The sequence below is a fragment of the Nonomuraea sp. NPDC001684 genome (assembly GCF_053596515.1).
Map to the genome: position 1 here is coordinate 1 of NZ_JBSFGJ010000075.1, position 18900 is coordinate 18900.

16 protein-coding genes are annotated in these 18900 nt (G+C 72.8%); 7 read left to right on the top strand and 9 right to left on the bottom strand.

Features of this window, described 5'->3' with window-relative positions:
• The 6 genes from ACWCSD_RS16755 to ACWCSD_RS16780 form a co-directional block, all read right to left on the bottom strand.
• On the bottom strand, positions 1-1606 hold a 1606-nt coding region (locus ACWCSD_RS16755), incomplete at its 3' end, for a PEP/pyruvate-binding domain-containing protein (protein ID WP_449915826.1).
• Positions 1607-1640: 34 nt separating this feature from the next.
• Positions 1641-2558 (bottom strand): alkaline phosphatase family protein, encoded by a 918-nt coding sequence (locus ACWCSD_RS16760; RefSeq protein ID WP_387664035.1) that lies wholly within the window; start codon positions 2556-2558, stop codon positions 1641-1643.
• Between the two features lie 8 nt (positions 2559-2566).
• Positions 2567-3340 carry a sugar phosphate isomerase/epimerase family protein gene (locus tag ACWCSD_RS16765; protein WP_449915829.1) on the bottom strand — a complete coding sequence of 258 codons (774 nt, stop codon included), beginning with the start codon at positions 3338-3340 and terminating at the stop codon, positions 2567-2569.
• Positions 3341-3371: 31 nt separating this feature from the next.
• Positions 3372-4370, bottom strand: coding sequence for a LacI family DNA-binding transcriptional regulator (locus ACWCSD_RS16770; RefSeq protein ID WP_449915831.1), 999 nt, complete (start codon positions 4368-4370; stop codon positions 3372-3374).
• Positions 4371-4494: 124 nt separating this feature from the next.
• Positions 4495-5523, bottom strand: coding sequence for a hypothetical protein (locus tag ACWCSD_RS16775; protein WP_449915833.1), 1029 nt, complete (start codon positions 5521-5523; stop codon positions 4495-4497).
• 166 nt (positions 5524-5689) lie between these two features.
• The gene (locus ACWCSD_RS16780) at positions 5690-7117 is read right to left on the bottom strand and encodes an FAD-dependent monooxygenase (RefSeq protein ID WP_449915835.1); all 1428 of its coding nucleotides are present in this window, start codon (positions 7115-7117) and stop codon (positions 5690-5692) included.
• 93 nt (positions 7118-7210) lie between these two features.
• Here ACWCSD_RS16780 and ACWCSD_RS16785 point away from each other — a divergent pair, with 93 nt between their 5' ends.
• On the top strand, positions 7211-7504 hold the full coding sequence (locus tag ACWCSD_RS16785; protein ID WP_352365580.1) for an ArsR/SmtB family transcription factor: 294 nt from the start codon (positions 7211-7213) through the stop codon (positions 7502-7504).
• Positions 7505-7517: 13 nt separating this feature from the next.
• Here the strand turns inward: ACWCSD_RS16785 and ACWCSD_RS16790 are convergent, their stop codons facing one another.
• Complete coding sequence (locus ACWCSD_RS16790; RefSeq protein ID WP_397163586.1) at positions 7518-8906, bottom strand: LCP family protein; 1389 nt, start codon at positions 8904-8906, stop codon at positions 7518-7520.
• A 341-nt stretch (positions 8907-9247) separates the two neighbouring features.
• On the opposite strand from ACWCSD_RS16790, the gene ACWCSD_RS16795 reads away from it, so the two are divergent.
• The 4 genes from ACWCSD_RS16795 (at position 9248) to ACWCSD_RS16810 (ending at position 13769) form a co-directional block, all read left to right on the top strand.
• Complete coding sequence (locus ACWCSD_RS16795) at positions 9248-9976, top strand: hypothetical protein (RefSeq protein WP_397163585.1); 729 nt, start codon at positions 9248-9250, stop codon at positions 9974-9976.
• Between the two features lie 61 nt (positions 9977-10037).
• Positions 10038-11201 (top strand): thiolase family protein, encoded by a 1164-nt coding sequence (locus ACWCSD_RS16800; protein WP_387656872.1) that lies wholly within the window; start codon positions 10038-10040, stop codon positions 11199-11201.
• Positions 11198-13285: a 3-hydroxyacyl-CoA dehydrogenase NAD-binding domain-containing protein gene (locus ACWCSD_RS16805; protein ID WP_397163583.1), complete on the top strand. Its 2088-nt coding sequence runs from the start codon at positions 11198-11200 to the stop codon at positions 13283-13285. Before ACWCSD_RS16800 ends, ACWCSD_RS16805 begins: the two co-directional genes overlap by 4 nt.
• Positions 13286-13373: 88 nt before the next feature.
• Positions 13374-13769 carry an SSI family serine proteinase inhibitor gene (locus ACWCSD_RS16810; protein WP_358284727.1) on the top strand — a complete coding sequence of 132 codons (396 nt, stop codon included), beginning with the start codon at positions 13374-13376 and terminating at the stop codon, positions 13767-13769.
• A 42-nt stretch (positions 13770-13811) separates the two neighbouring features.
• Here the strand turns inward: ACWCSD_RS16810 and ACWCSD_RS16815 are convergent, their stop codons facing one another.
• Complete coding sequence (locus ACWCSD_RS16815; RefSeq protein WP_358284725.1) at positions 13812-15275, bottom strand: amino acid permease; 1464 nt, start codon at positions 15273-15275, stop codon at positions 13812-13814.
• Between the two features lie 90 nt (positions 15276-15365).
• On the opposite strand from ACWCSD_RS16815, the gene ACWCSD_RS16820 reads away from it, so the two are divergent.
• Positions 15366-16004: a DedA family protein gene (locus ACWCSD_RS16820; RefSeq protein ID WP_397163579.1), complete on the top strand. Its 639-nt coding sequence runs from the start codon at positions 15366-15368 to the stop codon at positions 16002-16004.
• On the opposite strand, the gene dxs is transcribed toward ACWCSD_RS16820, so the two are convergent.
• Positions 15949-17841, bottom strand: a complete 1893-nt coding sequence (gene dxs / locus ACWCSD_RS16825; RefSeq protein WP_397163578.1) for a 1-deoxy-D-xylulose-5-phosphate synthase — start codon at positions 17839-17841, stop codon at positions 15949-15951. The genes ACWCSD_RS16820 and dxs overlap by 56 nt on opposite strands.
• A gap of 140 nt (positions 17842-17981) precedes the next feature.
• On the opposite strand from dxs, the gene ACWCSD_RS16830 reads away from it, so the two are divergent.
• Entirely contained in the window at positions 17982-18878 is an 897-nt protein-coding gene (locus tag ACWCSD_RS16830) for a neutral zinc metallopeptidase (protein WP_397163577.1), read from the top strand.
• Positions 18879-18900 lie beyond the last annotated feature (22 nt).

Consider the following 18900-nt stretch of genomic DNA (forward strand, 5'->3'; position numbering starts at 1 on the left):
CGACGCGGCCGGCCAGGTCCCACAGTTCCAGGTCCATCTCGGTGGTCGGGTTGTTCGGGACGCCGCGCAGGACGTCCTGCAGGTCGCCCACCCGCGTGCCGGAGAGCCGGGCGGCCAGGCCGAGCAGGGCGTAGCCGGTGATCACGATCGGCATGATCGAGACGATGGCCGGGAACGTCCCGGCGAGCAGGCGTTCGGCGTGGTCGAGGCGCTGGGCGGGGGTGGCGCCGGGCGGCGGTTCGAGCCTGCGGTCCAGCTCCTCGCCGACGCGGGCGGCGTGGGCGAGCGCCCTGGCCGGGCTCAGCAGCGCGTCGCGGACCCGCGCCGGCGCGTGCACGCGGCGCGCGAAGCGGCGCAGCCCGCGCAGGAACGGGCGCGGCGAGGTCTGGACGACCGACAGCCGCGGGTCGCCCGCCAGCTCCCGCACGACGGCCGCGGCCCGCGCCTCCCCCAAGGGCATCATGCGGGTCAGGACCGCCCGGCCGGTACGGCTGCGCAGCGGCGTGGTCAGGTCGATCCACAACCGCTGCCCCGCCTCGGACAGGAACGCCGGGCCGTCGAGCCGGTCGGCGGGCGCGTGCCCGAACAGGGTCGCCGCCCCTGAGGCGACCAGGTTGAACACCGACACCCCCATCGGCGTAAGAGGCCCCATCACGCCCTGGGCGACGTTGAGCGACAGGTGGACGCGCAGGCCGGGCCCGGCCGGCCGGGGCAGCGGATAGAGGGTGGTGATCGGCCTGGCCTGGGTGAGCCAGAGCGTGCCGTCCTGGCCGATGGCCCACTCGGTGTCCTGCGGCGTGCCGTAGTGGTCCTCGACGCGCGCGCCGAGCTCGGCCAGGGCGAGCACCTGCGCGTCGGTCAGGCACAGGCCCCCGGCGGCGGTCTCGACGCGTTCGACGCCGCCGCCGGGCAGCGGCCGGACGGCCAGCTTCGGGCCGCCCGCCCGCCGTTCCAGCACCTCGCCGCCCGAGACGACGAACCGGTCGGGATCGACGGCTCCGGAGACGACCGCCTCGCCGAGTCCGGGGGCGGCGTCGAGGACGGTCTCGCGCCGCCTGCCGGTCACCGGATTCGCGGTGAACATCACCCCGGCCACCCGCGCGTCCACCATCACCTGGACGACCACCGCGAGCCGGACGCCGGCGTGGCCGACGCCGCTCGCCTCCCGGTAGGCCACGGCCCGGTCGCTCCACAGCGAGGCCCAGCAGCGGCGCACGGCGTCGAGCAGCGCCTCGGCGCCCACCACGTTGAGGAAGGTGTCCTGCTGGCCGGCGAAGCTGGCGAACGGCAGGTCCTCCGCCGTGGCCGAGGAGCGCACGGCCACCGGGACGTCCGCGCCGAGCCGCGCGTAGGACGTCACGATCTCCTCGCGCACCGGGGCGGGCATCTCGGTCCGGAGCAGGTGGCGCCTGGCCCGCGCGGCGAGCCCGTCGCCCGGGGTGAGGTCGATCCCGGCGGCGACCTGCCGGTAGGCGTCGGTGGTCAGGGCCCAGCCGGGTGGCACGGGCAGGCCCGCGCGGGTCAGCTCGCCGAGGTTGGCGGCCTTTCCGCCCACTTCGGCGAGCATCGTGGCGTCGATCTCGGAGAGGTCGAGTGTGGTCCTCATGGAAGGCACCCCTTCTCCGGAGTCTGCCACAAATTCACCAACTGTTGAACAGCGGTGTCCCGTCCAGTTCCCAGGCCGGGTCGAGCGGCACGCCGAGCAGGGCCAGGGCGGTCGGGCCGACGTCCACCAGGCGGGGCTCGGCCAGCGGGCGGCCGCCGAGGTCCGCGTCCAGCCGGTTCGCGATGACGAACACCGTGCGCTCCTCGGCCGAGGTGCCGCCGTGGCCGCCCTCGTCCACGTGGCCGTGGTCGGTGGTGACCAGCACGGTCCAGCTCTCCCCCGGACGGGCGCGGACGGCGTCGAGCAGGCGGCCCAGGTAGGCGTCCTGGGCGTGCAGGGCGGCGGCGTACTCGGGGCAGTGGGGGCCGAGGGCGTGGGCCACCTCGTCGGTGTCGCCGAGATAGACGAAGGCGAGGTCGGGGCCGGTCTCGGCGAGGTGGCGCTCGGCGGCGTCGGCGATCTGCCGGTCGGCGGCGGTCCAGGTGAGGGCGTAGCCGTCCAGGACCATGCGGTGGTCGATGGCGGGACCGAACGCGCCGTGCTCGCCGAGGGCGGCCCAGGAGAGGAAGGCGGCGGTCACGAGGTCGGGGCGGGCATTCTTCGCACGACTCAAAAAGTCCGGAAATTTCGTGAACTGGGGGCTGGTGAAGCTGTTGTCCACGACGCCGTGTTTGTCGGGCCAGGCGCCCGTGGCGATCGACGACCAGCCGGGGCCCGAGTCCGTGCGCGACCTGATCACGCGGCCCGCCGCCGGCGGCTCCGGAGCCTTGGGCACGACCTCGCCGGGCGACTCCGTCCTGGGGGCCGCCGCCTCGCCGTACGGGAGCCGGCTGGTGCCGTACGCGCCGGAGGCCATCAGTGACGACAGGACCGGCGGGGCCAGGGCGACGAGCCGGTCGAAGCGCAGGCCGTCCATGCCGACCACGAGGACTTTGTTCTTGTTAAGGGGCATTCCCCTATCTAAGCGGTGAACCGTCGCACCCAGGCGACCGCGCCCGGCAGGATCTCCTCGACCGGCGCCACGTCCGGGTACCAGGTGCGCTCCCACTCCAGCGAGACCCATCCGGCGTACCCGGCCGCGCGCAGCAGGTCGCCGGCCTCCTCCAGCGGGACCGAGCCCGTCCCCATCGGGACCGGGGTGGTGTCCTCGGCCGAGACGGCGTCCTTGACCTGCACGTAGGCGAGCGAGGGGCCGAGCGCGGCCAGCGTGGCGGCCGGGGACTCGCCGTGCCGCCAGGGGTGCAGCAGGTCCCACAGCGCGCCGGTGACCTCGGGGCGGCCCGCCTCGGCCAGCAGCCCGGCCACGGCCGCGCCGGTGGGCATCCGGTCGTGCGTCTCGACCAGGACGCGTACGCCGAGGGCGGCGGCCGTACCGGCCACAGACCTCAGCCGGCGGGCGCCGACCGCCGGATCGTCGCCGCGCGGGAACACCCGCACGCCCGGCGCGCCCAGGTCGGCGGCCAGCCGCAGGTCGGCGAGGAGCGCGTCGGCGACCGGCGCGTCCGGTCCCGGCTCACAGATGCCGACATATCCAGCCAGGGCGGCGATCTCCAGCCCCGCCCGCTCCACCCGTTCCCGCACCGCGCGCCGCTCCCGCGCGGTGAGCCCGGCATGGACGCCGGTGTCCGGATGCAGCCGCAGCTCAAGCCCCTGGCAGCCGTGCGCGACGGCGATCCCGGCCGCCCGCTCCAGCCCCTCCCCCGGCATCCCCAACGTGCTGACCGCAAGCTTCACGCCGTCACCCCGGCTTCCGCGCCCGTCACGCTCACGCCATCCTCCTGACGCTCTCCCGCAGCACGACCTCGCCCGCGACGTGCTCGACCACGGGGGCGGCGGCGTCCTCGCGGCCGAGCGCGAGCTCCAGGGCCCGCGCCCCCATGTCCGTCAGCGGCAGCCGCACGGTCGTCAGCGCCGGCACATGATCACGCAGCGTGACGATGTCGTCGAACCCGGCCACCGAGACGTCCTCGGGCACCCGGATCCCGCGCTCGCGGCAGGCGGCCAGCGCGCCCACGGCCATCACGTCGTTGACCGCGAACACGCAGGTCGCCGCGCCGATCTCGGTCGCGGCCCGGTAGCCGCCGTCGCGGTCGAACGGCCCGTGGACCACGACGGGCTCGGGCAGGCCCAGCTCCCGCAGCGCCTGCGTGAACCCCTCGCACCGGTCGGCGGCGGTCACCAGGTGGGGCGGCCCGGCCAGCACGGCGAAGCGGGTGTGCCCGAGCCCGGCCAGCGCGCGGGCCAGGGCCGCGGCGCCGGCCCGGTTGGCGGGCGCGACGGTGTCCACGCCGAGCAGGTCCTGGCCGACGCACGCGGCCCGTCCGCCGCCCTCCTGGTAGCGGGCCAGCTCCTCGCGCAGCCGCCCGGTCACGGCGGGGTCGGCGACCCGCGAGCCGACCAGCAGCACGGCGCGCACGCGCTGGGCGTTCATGGTGGCGACGTAGGCGATCTCCTGCTCGGGGTCGCGGTGGGTGGTGCCCACCATGACGAGCATGCCCTCGGTGGCGGCGGCCCGCATCGCGCCGTCGGCCAGCGCGGCGAAGTAGGGGTCGGTCAGGTCGTGGACGACGATGCCGATGACGTTGCTCGCCCCCCGGGCCAGCGTCTGGGCGGCGATGTTGGCGCGGTAGCCGAGCTCGTCGGCGGCCCGTTCGACACGGGCCCGCAGGGTCGCGCCCACCTGGCGGGTGCTGCCGTTGAGCACCCGCGAGGCGGTGGCGAGGGAGACGCCGGCCTGTTTGGCGACGTCCTCAAGCGTGACCACGAGACCTCCCGGAAAGCGGTTTCCAAGTCTGCCAGACGACGACCTGGCTCCGCATCCTCGCACGCCCGCCGACGGCGGCGACACAACTCGCGGCACCGCGCTCACCAGGACGGCGACGGGACCCTCACGCCCAGGGGAACAGGATGTCGAACAGGCCCTTCTTCTCGCTCGGCGCGGGGGCGGGCTGCTCCTGCTGCGCGGGCGGAGCCTGGGTGGGGGGTGCGCTCTCCTGCCGCTCCGGCTGCCTGGTGGCGGGCGCCTTCGCCGACTCCTCGGCCGAGTCCTCGGGGGTCCCGTCGGAGGTCTCGTTCATCCCGTCCTGCGGGCCGTGGGTGACCTTCTCGTCGGGCGTGGCCGTCGGACGGCTCTCGCGGGTGGCGGTGGGCCGCGCCGACGGCTCGCGGGTGGGACGGGGGCGGCGGGCCACGGGGGTGGGGGTTACGGTCTCGGACACGGTCGGCTCGGCGGTGTCCGTTTCCTCGGGCTCGGGGGCGGACTCGGTCTCCTCCGGGAGCGCGCTCTGCGGCGGGGCGGTGACCTGGCTCGCGCCGGCGCAGGCGCCGACCCCGCACGGGTCGTCGGAGGAGGTGCCGGTGAGCAGCCAGCCCGCCCCGGCGCCGACCAGCACCACCGCGGCGGCCGCCAGCACCAGCACCCTGGTACGCCGGCGCACCTCGCCATCGCGCCCGGCGCCGCCCCGGCGGTCGTCGGCGTCGTCGGTCCAGCCGGAGCCGAGGAAGCCGCGCCGGGTCTCACCCGCGTCGTCGTCGCCGTCGGGCTTGTAGCCCTGATCCAGCGGCAGGTAGGGCAGGTCGTCGTCGGCCGCGCGATCTGCGCCTGGAACGTCGGGGCCGTCCGCCTCCACGACGGCGTGCGGCCCGCTCAGGCCCTCGTAGGGCCCGGCCAGCGTCTCGTGCGGCCCGCTCAGGGCCTCGTGGGACCCGCTCGGCCCGTCCAGGACGTCGTGCGGGCCGCTGGGGCCGTCGAGCACGTCGTGCGGCGCGTCGGCCGGGGCCGCGGGAGGCGCGGGGGTCGCCGGGGCTTCGACGGGCTGCGCGGCCTGGCCAGCCGGGAGGATGTAGGTCTCGTTGCCGGAGACCTGGATCGCGGGCTGCTCGTCGGTGTCCTCGGTGCTCCACCGGGGGGACAGCACGTCTCCGGTCAGCTCCGGGTTTAACGGTTTACCCTGCCCATCCTCGTACGGCCTGTCGTTCTCGTCGCGCGCCACGATGGAACCTCTCTAGCTCTGAATACGGACCGCGACCTTTCTTAACAGACTTGTCCGGATATTTCACATGTTTCCCTAAAGTTACTCTGCGTCACATTCGCCCCAGCCAGCGGGCGAGCGCCGCCTCCAGCGGATGCCCCCGCGCCTCCGACGTCCAGGCCGTGTAACCGTCGGGACGCACGAGCAGCGCCTCGGCGTCGTGCTCCGCGCCGCCCCGCACGATCTCCAGCCGGTCCGCCCACGGAGCGGCCGCCGCCACCAGGTCGTCGCGCCCGCCGAGGTCCAGCAGCAGCGCCCGGCCGCCGCGCAGCAGCTCCGCGGTGCGCACCACGCCGCCGGCCGTCTTGACCGCCAGGTCGGGAGCCATCCGCCCGGCTCCGGGCACGCCCACGTCGTAGGCGGTGTCCACCCCGGCGATCATCCCGCTCAGGTACTCGTTGACCTGGTCGAACCGCATCAGCTCGGCGAACAGCTCGCGCAGCGGGTCGACGGCCGGGTCGGGGTGGGCCAGCGCGCTCTGGGCCCGGACGTTCCACAACACCCGCGCGCCGACCGGATGCCGCTCCGCGTGGTAGCTGTCCAGCAGCCCGGCGGGGGCCTCGCCGCGCACCTCGGCGGCCAGCTTCCAGCCCAGGTTGAAGGCGTCCCCCAGGCCGGTGTTGAGCCCCTGGCCGCCCCACGGGAAGTGCACGTGCGCGGCGTCCCCGGCCAGCAGGACGCGGCCCGCGCGGTAGGTCTCGGCCTGCAGGGCGGCGTCGCCGTACCGGGACAGGTTGCGCGCGCCGGCCATCGGGACCGGGACGCCGAGGATGTGCTCGGCCGCCTCCTGGAGCTCCTCGATCGCGACGGGCGCCTCCCGGTCGGCGTGCGGCGCGCGGAAGTCGTAGGTGGTGACGCGGCTGTGCCCGGCGGGGTCGAGCCAGACGATGGCCCAGCCCCGCGGCGTACGCGTGTAGCCCGGCGGCACCGTGTACGGGTCGAGCAGCCGCACGTCGCCCATGAGCGCGGCGACGCGGGCCCCGGCGCCGGTGAACGGGATGCCGGCGGCCTTGCGCACGACGCTGCGCGCGCCGTCGGCGCCGACGACGTACCGGGCGGTCAGCTCGCGGCCGTTCACGGTCAGGGCGACGTGGTCGTCCCGCTGCTCCAGGCCGGTGACCTCCTGGCCGCGCCGGATCTCCGCGCCCAGGGCCGCCGCGCGGCGGGCGAACACCTGCTCGGCCCACGCCTGCGGGCTGCCCACGATGCTCGGGCCGCCGTCCGAGACCGCGCCGAGGTCGAGCCCGAACATGCCGGAGAAGTGGAAGCTCACGCTCCCGTACGTGGACCGCCCCACCGCCTCCAGCAGCCCGCGCCGGTCCAGACTCCGAGCCGTGCCCGCGTGCAGCGTCCCGGCCTTGGACTGGCCGGTCGGCACGGCGAGCCGTTCGAGCACCAGCGGCCGCACCCCCTGCAGGCCCAGCTCGGCGGCGAGCAACATGCCCACGGGCCCGCCACCCACCACGGCGACATCGAACACAGGAGCCTCCTCGAACCCGGATGAGTACGTAATCTTCGTACATACGAACAATGTCCGTCAAATCACCGTTCGTGTTATCCGTACAATGGCGGCATGCTGCACCCGTCGCGTGACCAGATCCAGTTGGTGGAGGTGCTCGCCGCGCTCGGCCATCCCGTACGCGCCAAGATCGTGCGCGCGCTGGCCTCGGGGGACGAGCTGTTCTGCGGCGAGGTCGTGGCCGACGTGCCGAAGTCGACGCTGACCGCCCACTGGCGGGTGCTGCGCGAGGCCGGCGTCATCTGCCAGCGCCCGGAGGGCCGCAAGCTGTTCATCCGGCTGCGCCGCGACGACCTCGACGCCCGCTTCCCCGGCCTGGTCGATCTGCTGCTGGCCGAGGACCTCTAACCCGCCGGCCGGGTCACAGGCAGGGGTTCGTGGTGGAGTCGACCACCTTGTCCTTGAGCGAGCCCGGGATCGCCGACGCCACCCGCACGCCCGGCCAGTCGGCCCCGATGACGAGCTGCACGATCGGCCCGTCGGGCAGCGGGGTGACCTTGGTCGCGTACGGCTTCGGGTTCACCGGGGCGACCTTGCCCGCCACCGGCGTGCGCTTGTCCTTCGACAGCCGGGCGGCCACGGCGTCCCCGTAGACGGCGCCGTTGTCGGCATCCTTCTTCGCGTACCGGATCGACGTGGTGGCCACCGGCGCGGCGTTGCCGACCTGGACGACGGCGAACCCCTGGTCGGCCAGCTCGTCGGCCACCTGACCGGCCTTGCCGAGCTCGGTGGTGCCGTTGAGCACCTGGACGCGCACCTGCCCGTTCTCGACCTTCGGCTTGGCGGCCGCCGAGGGCGGGGTCACGTTGACGTCGGAGCGCACGGCCTCGAAGAAGTTGCGCGCGTCCGGCTGCTTGAGCTGCACCCGGTTCTTGTCGGCCGGGTACGCCTCCACCGGCACGGTGATGCCCTTGAGCTCCTTGGCGGTCAGCCCTTGGACGCTTCTGGCGATCTCCAGCATCCGGTCCGGCTGCGCGAGCTCGCTGTCCAGGGAGACGGCCTTGACCCCGGCCCGCAGGAACGCGTTGAGCTTGGCGGGGTCGGTGAGCAGCCCGCCATCGGTGATCTTGTCCAGCACCTTGGTGAGGAAGACCTGCTGGCGCTGGATGCGGCCGAGGTCGCTGCCGTCGCCGAGGGCGTAGCGGGTGCGCACGTACCCGAGGGCCTGCTCGCCCTTGACGACGTGCTTGCCCGCGCTGAGCACGAGCTTGGCCTTGGGGTCGTTGACCGCCTTGGGCAGGCAGATCTCGATGCCGCCGAGAGCGTCGACGATGCCCTTGAAGCCGGTGAAGTCCACCTTCACGATGTGGTTGATCTTGATGTTGGTGAGCGACTCCAGCGTGCGGACCGTGCAGTTGATGCCGCCGTCGTTGAAGGCGGAGTTGATCTGGCGCAGCCCGCCGGCCAGCATCGTGCCGGTGCGGCTCCGGCACTGCGGGATCATGACCATGGTGTCCCGCGGGAAGCTGATCATGGTGGCCTTGTCCCGGTCCGGGGAGATGTGCAACACCATGATCGTGTCGGTGCGCTCGCCGAGGCCCTGCGACTTCGCGCCGTACTTCTTGTTGTCGCCCTCGCGCGAGTCCGAGCCGACGAGCAGCACGTTGAGCGCGCCGGTCTCGGGCGGCCGCGACCCGGCCTCCACGGGCGGCAGGATCGGGATGTCGGCGAAGATGCTGCGGTAGTACGCGTACCCGCCCAGCGTGACGACGACCAGCACGAACGTCAGCGCCATGCTCACCCACGCCATCGGCGTGATCCGCCGCGCAGGCCCCGGAGGCCGGTCCAGGCGACGGTCGGGGCGCTGATCGGGGCGGCGGTCGGGGCGATGCTGCGGCCGTTCCGGCGCTCTCCGGCCCTCGCTCACGCGCCCCCCTCTACGCGCGCCCGCACAGGACGCACCCCCGCGCGCCCCTCGCAGAGCGCGGCCCCCTCTGGTGTGACGCGCAGCATACTGATAATCCGCCGTATATACGGCGTGTCGCAAATTTCACCCCATAGCAGCCTCCGGCGGACGCGTCCGGCGAGGGCTCCATGCAATGCGCGCGAATCCACGGCGTCACTACGGTCCGTGACGCCATCATGACGTCCATGCTTCTGACCGAGATGGCGCCCCCTCCAGGCGCCGAGGCGCTGGCCGGGCTGCGCACCGCCGCCCGGACCGCCCGCCGGGCCGTCTTCGTCGCGCTCGCCGGCTCGATCGCGCTGCTGGCCACGTCACAGGTGCTGGCCGACCGCGCGCCGACCAGAGAGCAGACGTTACCGCTCGCCGTGCTCTCGCTGGCGGTGTTCGCGATCGCGCTGCCCGTCCTTGTGGTCACCCAACTGGTGTGGGGCGCGCGGGCGCGCCTGGTGCGCCGGCGCGAGCGCGAACTGTTCGCCGTGCCACCTTCGGCCCGGCGGCGTCCGCTGAGCCGGCTCGGCGTCGCGTCCGGCTGGGCCGTGCTGCTGCTGCTCGGCGCCACCTCTCCAGGCCAGTTCAGGGCGGCCGCTCTGTACGCCTTCGCCGACGCCCTGAGCTGGGCCGTCGAGGCCGCCATGGTGATCGGCCTGGCCGCGGGGGTGTCGTTCCTCATCTGGTGGGCACGGGACGCCCTGGGGATAGTGGCGCGCGCCGGTCGTCCGGGAGGATCACCTGGCGATCCGTGGGATCCCGGCCGGGGCGCGCGTCCACGAGGGGGCGCGGCGCTCTGGACGGGCGCGGCCGTGGCGGTCGCCGCCCTGCTCGGAGCCCGCGCCCATCTCTGGGAACCGCCCATGCCGATCGTTTACGCGCTGCTGACCGCCGCCCTCGTCTGCGGGGTGGTTACCGACGAGTAGCATAGGCGCGGAACCCCATCCAAGAACGAGGAGCGAATCCGTGCCTTCCTCTCGTGACGTCGTGTTCGTCGACGGCGTACGCACGCCCTTCGGCAGGTCAGGGCCGAAGGGACTGTACGCGGAGACCCGCGCCGACGACATGGTCGTCCGCGTCATCCGCGAGCTCATCCGGCGCAACCCCGGTCTTCCTCCCGAGCGCGTGGACGAGGTGGCCATCGCCGCGACGACCCAGATCGGCGACCAGGGCCTGACCATCGGCCGCTCGGCGGCGGTGCTGGCCGGACTGCCCAAGAGCGTCCCCGGCTACGCGATCGACCGCATGTGCGCGGGCGCGATGACCGCGGTCACCACGGTCGCGGGCGGCATCGCCTTCGGCGCCTACGACGTGGCCATCGCCGGCGGCGTCGAGCACATGGGCCGCCACCCCATGGGCGAGGGCGTGGACCCCAACCCGCGGTTCCTGTCGGAGAAGCTGGTCGACCCGAGCGCGCTGGTCATGGGCATGACCGCCGAGAACCTGCACGACCGCTACCCGTCGATCTCCAAGGAGCGCGCCGACGCCTACGCGGTGCTCTCGCAGGAGAAGGCGGCCAAGGCGTACGCCGACGGCAAGATCCAGCCCGACCTCGTGCCCACCGCGGTCCGGACGGCCGAGAAGGGCTGGGGCCTGGCCGCCGAGGACGAGGCGCCGCGCCCCGGCACCACGATGGAGGCGCTGGGCGCGCTCAAGACGCCCTTCCGCCCGCACGGCAACGTCACCGCGGGCAACTCCTCCGGCATCAACGACGGCGCCACCGGCTGCATCGTGGCCGCCCGCGAGGTCGCCGGCGAGCTGGGCCTGACGCCGAAGATGCGCCTGGTCTCCTACGCCTTCGCGGGCGTGGACCCCGAGGTGATGGGCGTGGGCCCGATCCCGTCCACCGAGCGGGCGCTGCGGCTGGCCGGGCTGTCCATCGGCGACATCGGCCTGTTCGAGATCAACGAGGCGTTCGCCGTCCAGGTGCTGGCCTTCCTGGAGCACTTCGGCATCGCCGACGACGACCAGCGCGTCAACCCCTACGGCGGCGCGATCGCCTTCGGCCACCCGCTGGCCTCCTCGGGCGTGCGGCTCATGACGCAGCTCGCCCGCCAGTTCGGCGAGCGGCCCGACGTGCGGTACGGCATCACCACCATGTGCGTCGGCATGGGCATGGGCGGCACTGTGATCTGGGAGAACCTGGCATGAGCGACATCGAGACCTGGCGCGCGCTGCTGAGCGGGCGCAACACCGACGAGGTCGTCACCAAGGCCCTCGTGCGCGACGTGCCGCTGCCCGGCGGCGCCGGCACGATGGCCCTGATCACCCTGGACAACGGCTTCGACCACACCAAGCCCAACACCTTCGGCCCGCACGGCCTGTTCGCGCTGGAGGAGGCCCTGTCGCGGATCGCGGAGCGCACCGACCTGGCCGCCGTGGGCGTCACCGGCAAGCCGTTCATCTTCGCCGTCGGCGCCGACCTCAAGGGCGCGGCCGCCGTGGCCTCCCGCGAGGAGGCCGAGGCCATCGGCGCGCTGGGCCACCACGTCTTCCGCAGGCTGGGCGAGCTGCCGATCCCGACGTTCGCGTTCGTCAACGGCGCGGCCATGGGCGGCGGCCTGGAGATCGCGCTGCACTGCGCGTACCGGACGATCTCCTCCGGCGTGCCCGCGGTGGCGCTGCCCGAGTGCTTCCTCGGCCTGGTGCCCGGCTGGGGCGGCACGCAGCTGCTCCCCCGCCTGATCGGCCCGGCGAACGCGATCAAGCTGATCATCGAGAACCCGCTGTCGCAGAACCGCATGATCAAGGGCGCGGACGCGTACAAGCTGGGCGTCGCGGACGCGATGTTCGAGCCGGCCGACTTCCTGGAGGAGTCGCTGCGCTGGGCCGCCCGCGTGGTCAAGGGCGAGGTCGCCGTCGAGCGGCAGGAGCACGACGGCTGGGACAAGGCCGTCGCCGACGCGCGCTTCCTGGTGGACATGAAGCTGCGCGGCGCCTCCCCCGCCCCCTACCGGGCGCTCGACCTGATCGCGCTGGCCGCGACCGCCTCGCGCGACGAGGGCTTCGCCGCCGAGACGCAGGCGCTGGCCGACCTGCTGATGGGCGACGAGCTGCGGGCCGGGCTCTACTCCTTCGACCTGGTCCAGCGCCGGGCCAAGCGTCCAGCCGGCGCGCCGGACAGGTCGCTGGCCCGCAAGGTCACCAAGGTCGGCGTCGTGGGCGCCGGGCTGATGGCCTCGCAGATGGCGCTGCTGTTCGCCCGCCGCCTGGAGGTCCCGGTCGTGCTGACCGACCTCGACCAGTCCCGCCTGGACAAGGGCGTGGGGTACGTGCACGCCGAGGTCGACAAGCTGCTGGGCAAGGGCCGCGTCTCGGCCGACCAGGCCAACCGGATCAAGTCCCTGGTCACCGGCTCCCTGACCAAGGACGCCTTCGCCGACGCCGACTTCGTCATCGAGGCCGTCTTCGAGGACATGGCGGTCAAGAAGCAGGTGTTCGCCGAGGTCGAGGCCGTGGTGTCGGCCGAGTGCGTGCTCGCCACCAACACCTCCTCGCTCTCGCTCACCGAGATGGGCGCCGGGCTGGCGCACCCCGAGCGGCTGGTCGGGTTCCACTTCTTCAACCCGGTCGCCGTGATGCCGCTGCTGGAGATCATCAGGGGCGCCTCGACCGACGACGCCACGCTGGCCACGGCGTTCGCGGTGGGCAAGTCGCTGCGGAAGTCGTCCGTGCTGGTCAAGGACGCGCCGGCGTTCGTGGTCAACCGGCTGCTGACCTGCTTCATGGGCGAGGTCGTGGCCGCCGTGGACGAGGGCACGCCGCTGGAGGTCGCCGAGCACGCGCTCGACGGCCTGGGGCTGCCGATGACGCCGTTCGCGCTGCTGCAGCTCGTCGGCCCGGCCGTCGGCCTGCACGTCGCCGAGACGCTGCACGCGGCCTTCCCCGAGCGGTTCGGCGTCTCGGAGAACATGGCCAAGCTGGTCGCCTCGGGCAAGCCGGGCGTCTACCGTCCGGACTTCTCGCTCGACCCGGAGGCGGTGGCCCTGTTCGCCGGCGGCACGTCGCCGTCCACGGCCGAGCAGGTCCGCGAGCGCGTGCTCGGGGCGCTGTCCCGGGAGATCCGGATCATGCTGGACGAGGGCGTCGTCGCCGGGCCGCAGGACATCGACCTGTGCATGATCCTGGGCGCCGGCTGGCCGTTCCATCTGGGTGGCATCACGCCTTATCTGGACAGGTCGGGGATCGCCCAGCCCCGGTTCCTTCCGCCCGGTGTGGCCTCGCTGCCCGCGTGATTTTACGGAGGCCCGCCCGGCGGGTCTCCGTACGTCATGGCCGCCTTCGCCGTAGCGTACTGTGCCGTCCTACGAACGGAGAGTAACCATGATGCGAGCAGTCGGCACGATCGCTCTGTGCGGAGCCCTCGTGCTGGGCGCGTCGTCGCCCTCCCTGGCGGCGGCGCCCCCCACCCCCAAGGTCGTCCTCAAGGTCACCGTGGCAGTGAAGAACGGCCCCACCAAGGGCGCCTGGCTCAACTGCAGCCCCGACGGCGGCACCCACCCCTCCGCCCACGCCGCCTGCGAGCTCCTGCGCAAGGTGAAGGGCGACCCGGCCAAGATCAACGTCTCGCCGAAGGCGGCCGCGGCCTGCGGCAAGGAGGTGGAGCCGCGCGCCGTCATGATCCTCGGCAAGTGGTACGGCAAGACCGTCCAGTGGGGCAAGGTCTACACCAACGCCTGCACGATGAAGGCGGGCCTCGGAACGCTCCTGGCGATCTGAGCGGGTGAGGGGGGCGGGCGGCCGGCCCGCCCCTCTCGCGCGTCACCGGCCGGGCACGGCGCCCCGCCTGCTGTGCCGGTAGCCGTAGGCGAAGTAGACGACCACCCCGATGATCATCCAGACGACGAACCTGAGCCAGGTCTCCAGCGGCAGGTTGAGCATCAGGTAGAGGCAGGCCAGCACCGACAGGATCGGCAGCAGCGGCACCATCGGCACCCGGAAGGCCCGCTCCAGGTCCGGCCGGGTGCGCCGGAGCACGATCACGCCGACGGACACCACCATGAACGCGAACAGCGTGCCGATGTTGACCAGCTCGGCCAGCTCCCCGAACGACACGAACCCGGCCAGCGCCATGGTCACCAGGCCGATGAGGACGGTGAGCCTGGCGGGCGTGCCGAAGGTCGGGTGGACGACGGCCAGCCGGCGCGGCAGCAGGCCGTCGCGGCACATGGCGAACAACACCCGGGTCTGCCCGAGCAGCAGCACCAGCACCACGGTCGTCAGACCGGCGATGGCGCCCACGCTGATGATGGCGGCCAGCCAGGGATGGCCGACGGCGGTGAACGCGTCCGACAGCGGCGCGCTCGTGCTCAGCTGCTTGTACGGCTGCATGCCGACCACGACCAGCGAGACGGCGACGTAGAGGATCGTGCAGACGGCCAGCGAGCCGATGATGCCGCGCGGCACGTCGCGCTGCGGGCGCACGGTCTCCTCGGCGGCGGTGGCCACGATGTCGAAGCCGATGAAGGCGAAGAACACGATCGCCGCGGCCGAGAAGATGCCGATCACGCCGAACGCGACGGGCGTGACCCCGAACAGCACCTGGATCAGCGGCGCCTTCAGCCCCTCGACCCGCGGCGAGGCCACCGGCTCGGGGATGAAGGGCGTGTAGTTGGCGGCCTTGACGAAGAACAGCCCCGCCACGATGACCAGCAGCACCACCGTGATCTTGGTGATCACCAGGATCAGGTTGACCCGCGAGGAGATCTTGATGCCGGCCACCAGGATCGCGGTGAGGATCAGCACGATGGCCACCGCGGGCACGTTGACCACGGGATCGTCGCCCGCGATGGAGGCCGGCAGGTGGATGCCGACGGAGTCGAGCATCGAGGCGAAGTAGCCCGACCAGCCGACCGACACCACGGCCGCGGCCAGCGCCAGCTCCAGGATCAGGTCCCAGCCGATCACCCAGGCGGGGAACTCGCCGAGGGTGGCGAAGGAGAAGGTGTAGGCGGACCCGGCCACGGGGATCGTCGAGGCGAACTCGGCGTAGCACAGCGCCGCCAGTCCGCACACGACGGCCGCCACGACGAACGAGACCGCGACCGCCGGCCCGGCCACCTCCTTGGCCACCTGGCCGGTGAGCACGAAGATCCCGGTGCCGACGATCACGCCGATGCCGAACACCATCAGGTCCATGGCGGTCAGGCGTTTACGCAGCTGATGCTCGGGAGTCTCGGTGTCGCGGATCGACTGTTCGACGCTCTTCGTGCGAAAGATGTCCACGATCAGCGATCCTTCCCAGACCCTCCGTGATCATGCGCTCGGGCCGCGGCGGCCGGTGAAGCGCCTCGTCGGGGGTAGCGGACCCGCATCATGGTGGACGACCTGCTGGACACGCTGGCCGGTCAGGACGTGGCGGTGGTGCTGGCGCTCGTCCTGGTCTTCCTGACCCTGGACGCCTCGGTCGGGATCGGCCTGATCACGCCGGGCGACGGCCTGCTGATCGTCGCGGGCGCCACGTCGGGCGGCGTGCCGGAGACGCTGGCCCTGATCGGCACCGGCGTGCTGGCCTGCCTCCTGGGCGCGACGGGCGGCCACCGCCTGGGCCGCCGGTACGGCCCCCGCCTGCGCGACAGCAGGCTCGGCCGGCGCGTCGGCGAGGAGCGCTGGAGCCGGGCGGAGCAGATCCTGCGGCGTAGCGGCTGGGCGCTGGCCCTGGCCTACTTCCTGCCGGTGGTGCACGCGCTGACGCCGGCCCTGGCGGGCGCGGTGGGCATGCCCTACCGCCGGTTCATGCCGTGGGCCCTGCTGGGCAGCACGGCGTGGGTGAGCACGTACGTCGTGCTGGGGGCGGTGGCCGGGCAGATGGCGCGGCGGGAGGCGGGCCTGCTGCTGCCGGCGGCGGCCGCGGCGGTGGTCGTCATGCTGGCGATCACCGCCGTGGTCCGCCGGGTGCTCAACGGCGGACCGGCTGCTCCACGCGGGAGGTCCGCTTCGCGACGGCCTCGGTGATCTGGCGCGCGAGGTCCTGGCCGGTCAGGCCGATGCGGCCGAGGATCGCGGCCCGCTTGGCGTGGTCGAGGAACTCCTGCGGGATGCCGAAGGTGCGCACCGGGACGTCGACGTCGGCGTCGCGGAGCAGGCGGGCCACGGCGTCGCCCACGCCGCCCACGCGGCCGTTGTCCTCGACCACGGCGACCAGCTTGTGGGCGCCGGCGGCCAGCGTCAGCGCCTCGTCGAGCGGCTTGACCCAGCGCGGGTCGACCACGGTGGCCGAGATGCCCTGCGCGTCGAGCAGGACGGCCGCCTCCATGCACACGTGCGCCATCGGGCCGACGCCCACCAGCAGCACGTCCGGCTCGCCCTCGGCGGCCCGCAGCAGGTCCATCTCGCCCAGGCGGCCCACGGACTCAAGTGGCTCGGCCACCGGGCCCTTGGGGAAGCGCAGCACGGTCGGCCCGTCGGTGACCTCCACGGCCTCGCGCAGCAGCTCGGTGACGCGGTCGCCGTCGCGCGGCACCGCGATCCGCAGGCCGGGCACGACCTGGAGGATCGACAGGTCCCACATGCCGTTGTGGCTGGCGCCGTCGTCGCCGGTGACGCCGGCCCGGTCGAGGACGACGGTGACCGGCAGCCGATGCAGGGCGACGTCCATCAGGAGCTGGTCGAAGGCCCGGTTGAGGAAGGTGGCGTAGACGGCCACGACCGGGTGCAGGCCGCCGAGCGCCAGGCCGGCGGCGCTGGTGAGCGCGTGCTGCTCGGCGATGCCGACGTCGTAGATGCGGTCGGGGAAGGCGTCGGCGAAGGCGTTGAGGCCGGTGGGGTGGAGCATGGCCGCGGTGATGGCGACCAGGTCCTCGCGCTCCTTGCCGAGCCTGACCAGCTCCTCGCTGAAGACGTTGGTCCAGATGCGCGGCTTGGGCTTCTCGGCGCCGGTGGCGCGGTCGAAGGCGCCGGGCGAGTGGAACTGGTCTTCGTCGTGGTTCTCGGCGGGGGTGTAGCCGCGGCCCTTCTGGGTGAGGGCGTGGACGATGACCGGGCCGCGGAAGGCGCGGGCCTTGCGCAGCGCCGCCTCCATGGCCTGCTCGTCGTGGCCGTCGATGGGGCCGACGTACTTCAGGCCGAGGTCCTCGAACATGACCTGCGGGGCCAGGACGTCCTTGACGCCCTTCTTGAAGCCGTGGAGGGCGTCGTAGAGGACGGGAACGTTCCCGAGCTTGTCCTTGACGTATTCGAGCATGTCCTCGTAGCGGCGGTTGACGCGCAGCGAGGACAGGTGGGAGGCCAGGCCGCCGATGGTCGGGGAGTAGGAGCGGCCGTTGTCGTTGACCACGATCACGACGGGCAGGTCTTTGATCGCGGCGATGTTGTTCAGCGCCTCCCAGGCCATGCCGCCGGTGAGCGCGCCGTCGCCGATCACCGCGACGACCGTGCGCTCGCGCTCGCCGCGCAGCTTGAACGCCTTGGCCAGGCCGTCGGCGTAGGACAGCGCGGTGGAGGCGTGGGAGTTCTCGACGAAGTCGTGCTCGGACTCGGTCTGGCTCGGGTAGCCGGACAGGCCGCCCTCCTGCTTGAGCGCCTCGAAGCCGGCCGCGCGGCCGGTGAGCAGCTTGTGCACGTACGCCTGGTGGCCGGTGTCCCAGATGACCGGGTCGCGCGGGGAGTCGAAGACGCGGTGGACGGCGATGGTGAGCTCGACCACGCCCAGGTTCGGCCCGAGGTGGCCGCCGAACCTGGCGCAGGCGTCGACGAGCAGGTCACGGATCTCCCCCGCGAGCCGCGGCAGCTCCTCAACAGCGAGCCGTTTGACGTCGTGCGGTCCCTCTATCGAGCCCAGCAACCCGCTCACGGATGCGACTCCCCTCTGCCTCGTTCGCCGTCTGTTCCTTTTCGACGACGCAGAAGAGTCTAGTTCGCCGACGTCTCGCTGACTCCATCGAGTCAAATCCGCCCACCTATGTCAGATCTTGACCTAGTCTTGCAGGACATATGAACTCCGTCCCTAAAGGTAAGGTCGCGGCATTGGTCGGCGCGGCCATCGCGCTCGCCCTGGCCGCCGCCTCCCTGGTGCTCGTGCTCGCCGACGTCGCCACGACCTCGACCGAGCGCTCGCCGATCAACGAGGCGCAGCAGGTCGCCTCGCCGCCGGCCAAGGCGACCGCCAAGAGCAAGGGGCCGGCCACCTCCGGCGGCAGGACACTGGCCACGGCCAACCCGCTGTACAAGACCGGCAAGCTCGTGGACGTGAACTGCGAGCCCGGCGACCTGCCCGCGGGCAGCATGATCGCCTACCGCCGCTACCTCACCCGGGTCACGAACTGCCTCAACAAGACGTGGGCGGCCCAGTTCCGCAAGGCGGGGCTGCCGTTCACCAAGCCGCGCCTGCGCATCATCACCAAGAAGGTCAGGACGCCCTGCGGCGCGTGGAACACCGGCGCCGACGGCGTCTACTGCTCCACGGACCGCACCATGTACCTGATGATCAGCCGCGACCAGCTCCGCAACCCGTTCCCGCTCGGCATCACCCGCCTGGTCGCCCACGAGTACGGCCACCACGTCCAGCAGGCCTCCGGCATCTGGAACTACTACTGGACGGCCAGGTCCACCGCGAGCAAGGCCAGGCGCCTGCAGTTGTCGCGCAACTCCGAGCTCCAGGCCGAGTGCTTCTCCTCCATCTTCATGAGCACGATGAAGGAGTCGCCGCTGGTCACGCAGTCCGACTGGGCCTACACGGTGGAGTGGTTCTACAAGAACGGCGCCAAGGGCTGGCCGCAGAACGACCACGGCAAGGGCCCGACGCAGGCGGCCTGGATGACCAGGGGCTTCAACCGGGGCGCGCCGGGCTCGTGCAACACGTGGGCGGCGGCTGCACGAAACGTCCAGTGACGTCTGGCATTTCCGCTTTACC